The 4,044-nt window shown below is 71.8% G+C and carries 5 protein-coding genes; all 5 read right to left on the reverse strand.

Annotation, left to right across the window (positions count from 1 at the left end; genetic code table 11):
• Positions 1-130 precede the first annotated feature (130 nt).
• Positions 131-883 (reverse strand): YebC/PmpR family DNA-binding transcriptional regulator, encoded by a 753-nt coding sequence (locus tag ACIGW4_RS25860; protein WP_123450403.1) that lies wholly within the window; start codon positions 881-883, stop codon positions 131-133.
• A 63-nt stretch (positions 884-946) separates the two neighbouring features.
• Entirely contained in the window at positions 947-1,534 is a 588-nt protein-coding gene (gene pdxT, locus ACIGW4_RS25865) for a pyridoxal 5'-phosphate synthase glutaminase subunit PdxT (RefSeq protein ID WP_123450412.1), read from the reverse strand.
• A gap of 6 nt (positions 1,535-1,540) precedes the next feature.
• Complete coding sequence (pdxS, locus tag ACIGW4_RS25870; protein ID WP_030693057.1) at positions 1,541-2,455, reverse strand: pyridoxal 5'-phosphate synthase lyase subunit PdxS; 915 nt, start codon at positions 2,453-2,455, stop codon at positions 1,541-1,543.
• A gap of 114 nt (positions 2,456-2,569) precedes the next feature.
• Positions 2,570-3,112: a hypothetical protein gene (locus ACIGW4_RS25875; protein ID WP_123450414.1), complete on the reverse strand. Its 543-nt coding sequence runs from the start codon at positions 3,110-3,112 to the stop codon at positions 2,570-2,572.
• Positions 3,113-3,123: 11 nt separating this feature from the next.
• Entirely contained in the window at positions 3,124-3,759 is a 636-nt protein-coding gene (locus ACIGW4_RS25880) for an N-acyl homoserine lactonase family protein (protein WP_398714100.1), read from the reverse strand.
• Positions 3,760-4,044: the final 285 nt, after the last annotated feature.

Here is a 4,044-nt window from a genome sequence, read left to right on the forward strand (position 1 = left end):
ACCCCCCCCGCGCGCCGCCCCCCCCCTCGCCCGCCCGGGGCGGGGGGGCGCGCCCGCCGCCCCCCCCCCCCCCCCCGGGCGGGGGGGGGGGGGCGCCCCCCCCCCCCCCCGCTGCTCGAAAAGGTCGCGATCAGGCGTCGACCTTCTCCATGACCTCGTCGCTGACGTCGAAGTTGGCGAAGACGTTCTGCACGTCGTCGCTGTCCTCCAGGGCGTCGATCAGCTTGAACATCTTGCGCGCGCCCTCCTCGTCCAGCTCGACCTGCATGGTCGGGACGAACTGGGACTCGGCCGAGTCGTAGTCGATGCCGGCCTTCTGGAGGGCGGTACGGACCGCGACCAGGTCCGTGGACTCGCTGATGACCTCGAAGTTGTCGCCGAGGTCGTTGACCTCCTCGGCGCCCGCGTCGAGCACGACCTCCAGGACGTCGTCCTCGGACAGCTCGCCCTTGGGGAGCACGACGACGCCCTTGCGGTTGAACAGGTACGAGACGGAGCCCGGGTCGGCCATGGAGCCGCCGTTGCGGGTCATGGCGACGCGCACGTCGGAGGCGGCGCGGTTGCGGTTGTCGGTGAGGCACTCGATGAGCACCGCGACGCCGTTCGGGCCGTAGCCCTCGTACATGATCGTGTCGTAGTCGACGCCGCCGGCCTCGAGGCCGCCGCCGCGCTTGACCGCGGAGTCGATGTTCTTGTTCGGGACCGAGCTCTTCTTCGCCTTCTGGATGGCGTCGAAGAGCGTCGGGTTGCCCTCGGGGTCGGCGCCGCCGGTCCGGGCCGCGACCTCGATGTTCTTGATCAGCTTCGCGAAGAGCTTGCCGCGCTTGGCGTCGATCACGGCCTTCTTGTGCTTCGTCGTAGCCCATTTAGAGTGGCCGGACATCTGCCTGTCTCCTTCGCGTAACCAACTTCTTGGACGAACCCCAGAGATCCTACCGGGATCGCGTCACCGTTCCGCGCGCACCATGTCCACGAACAGCTCGTGGATGCGGTGGTCGCCGGTGAGCTCGGGGTGGAAGGAGGTGGCGAGGGCGCGGCCCTGGCGGACGGCGACGATGTGGCCGTCGTGCTCGGCGAGCACCTCGACCTGGGCGCCGACCGACTCCACCCACGGGGCGCGGATGAAGACGCCCTCGACGGGAGAGTCGATGCCCGTCACGGTGACACCGGCCTCGAAGGACTCGTTCTGCCGGCCGAAGGCGTTGCGGCGGACGATCATGTCGATGCCGCCGAAGGTCTCCTGGCCCGAGCGCGGGTCGAGGATCTTGTCGGCGAGCATGATCAGGCCGGCGCAGGTGCCGTAGACGGGCATGCCGCCCGCGATCCGCTCGCGCAGCGGCTCCATCAGGCCGAAGAGGACGGCCAGCTTGGAGATGGTGGTGGACTCACCGCCGGGGACGACCAGGCCGTCGACCTCGGCGAGCTCCTCGGGGCGCCGGACCGGCCTGGCCACGGCGTCCGCCGCGGCCAGGGCGATCAGGTGCTCCCGTACGTCGCCCTGGAGGGCCAGGACACCGATCACGGGCGTGCTCATGGGTGCTTACCAGCCCCGGTTCGCGTAGCGCTCGGACTCGGGGAGGGTGTCGCAGTTGATGCCGACCATGGCCTCGCCCAGGTTGCGGGAGGCGTCCGCGATGACCTTCGGGTCGTCGTAGAAGGTGGTGGCCTTCACGATGGCGGCGGCGCGCTTGGCCGGGTCGCCCGACTTGAAGATGCCGGAGCCGACGAAGACGCCCTCGGCGCCGAGCTGGCGCATGAGCGCGGCGTCGGCGGGGGTGGCGACACCACCGGCGGAGAACAGCACGACCGGCAGCTTGCCGAGCTCGGCGACCTCCTTGACGAGCTCGTACGGGGCGCGCAGCTCCTTGGCGGCGGCGAACAGTTCGTTGTTGTCGAAGCCGCGCAGCTTGGCGATCTCGTTCTTGATCTGGCGCAGGTGGCGGACGGCCTCGACGACGTTGCCGGTGCCGGCCTCGCCCTTGGAGCGGATCATGGCCGCGCCCTCGGCGATGCGGCGCAGGGCCTCGCCCAGGTTGGTGGCACCACAGACGAAGGGGGTCGTGAAGGCCCACTTGTCGGAGTGGTTGATCTCGTCGGCCGGGGTCAGGACCTCGGACTCGTCGATGTAGTCGACACCGAGGGACTGCAGGACCTGGGCCTCGACGAAGTGGCCGATGCGGGACTTGGCCATGACCGGGATGGAGACCGCGCCGATGATCTCCTCGATCATGTTCGGGTCGGACATGCGGGCGACGCCGCCGTCCTTGCGGATGTCCGCGGGGACCCGCTCCAGGGCCATGACGGCCACGGCGCCGGCGTCCTCGGCGATCTTCGCCTGCTCGGCGTTGACCACGTCCATGATCACGCCGCCCTTGAGCTGCTCGGCCATGCCGCGCTTGACGCGCGCGGTGCCGGTCTCGGGGGACTGGAAGTTGGTGGAAGGCGTGGTGGACACGGATACCTCACTCGTGACAACGGGGGTTGACGACAAGACGAGGAAACAGGCCACCTGCGGTCCACATCAAGGGCCAATGTGGACCCGGTGGATCGTTTTCCCAGGCTACGAGCGTCAGGCCGGACGATCAGCAAGGGCCGCGGGCGGCTCGTCGTCCATTTCGAAGGCCAGCGGGAAGGGGGCGTGGCCCGCGAGCCGGAACCAGCGGACCTTGCGGTGGCGGCGCAGGGCGCGGGCGGCGCGGACGGCGTCGTTGTGGAAGCGGCGGGCCATCGGGACGCGGCGGACGGCCTGCGCGAGCTCGCCCGCGGCCTCCTCGCCACCGGGCGCCTGGCGGACGAGCTCCACCTGCTCGGGCTCGCCGAAGACGGCCCGCAGCGCCTGGCTCAGCTCGCTCTCGGCGACCTCCCGGTGGTCCTCCTCCGCCTGCCGGGCCGCGTGCGCGGCCTCGTACAGCACGATCGAGGCGGCCGGGTCGAGGACGCCGGAGGTGGCGAGCTCCTGGGTGACCGAGGCCCGGCGCAGGAGCTGCGCGTCCAGGGCGGCGCGGGCGGCGTCGATGCGGGTGTGCAGGCGGTCGAGCCGTCCGGCGGTCCAGCTCAGGTAGACGCCGATGAGGATCAGCGCGACGACGGTCCAGATCAGGGTTTCGGTCACGGGCGCACAGGCTACCGGGGCGGCGGCAGCACACCTTCCCAAAGGTCGCGGTCGTGGGCGAACAGGACACGCGCGGGACGGCCGTCGGCGAGCTCGCCGAGCCGGTCGAGCCAGGGGAGGTACGGGCTGCCGAACTCGTGGGCGAAGTCGTACGCCTGGCCGGCCAGGACCGTGATCCGGTCGCCGTGGTCGAGGACGAGCGACTGGTGGCCCTCGGTGTGGCCGGGCGTGGGCACGATCAGCGCACCGGGCGCGATCTCGTGCTCGCCGTCGAGCTCCTCGTACCGGACGCCGGGCAGCAGCGAGTCGATGGTGTACCCGCCGGCACGGGCGGCGGCGAGCTCCTTGCGCTGCACGAGGACGGGCGTCGTGGGGAAGAGCCGGTTGCCGCCGATGTGGTCGAAGTGCAGGTGGCAGTTGACGACGAGGTCGACGTCGTCGGGGCCGACGGGCAGGGGGTGCCGGACGGGCCGGTAGTGCGCGTCGGTCTCCGGGGAGCCGGTCCCCATGCCGGTGTCGAACAGCAGCCTCACGCCCGCGTGGCGCACGAGATAACCGAGAACGGGCTCCACGCGCGCGTGGGGGCCGTCCCATTCTTCGGCGGGGCGGGTGAAGTGCCCGAGGTCGAGCCGGGTGATCGTTTCCATGCGGCGACCTTGCCCACACCGACGGCGGGCAACCACCCCGCGCCCCCGTTGCGGGCGCGCACCCGCCGGGCGGTGCCCCCGCCGTTGCGGCCTGCGCCCGCGGGGCGGTGCCCCTGCCGTGGTGGGCAGCCGTCCCGCCGGGCGGTGCCCACCCCCGCGCCCGCCGTTGTGGGCGCGCCTGCCGGGCGGTGCCCACCCCGTTGTGGGCAGTCGTTCCGCTGGGGCGGAACGGGTGGGCACAACGGACCCGCGCCCTGCCGGCGCCAGAGGCTGTCGCGCCCTGAC

Origin of the sequence: Streptomyces sp. NPDC053513 (assembly GCF_044544765.1) — a bacterium.
GTDB classification, from domain to species: Bacteria; Actinomycetota; Actinomycetes; order Streptomycetales; family Streptomycetaceae; genus Streptomyces; species Streptomyces litmocidini.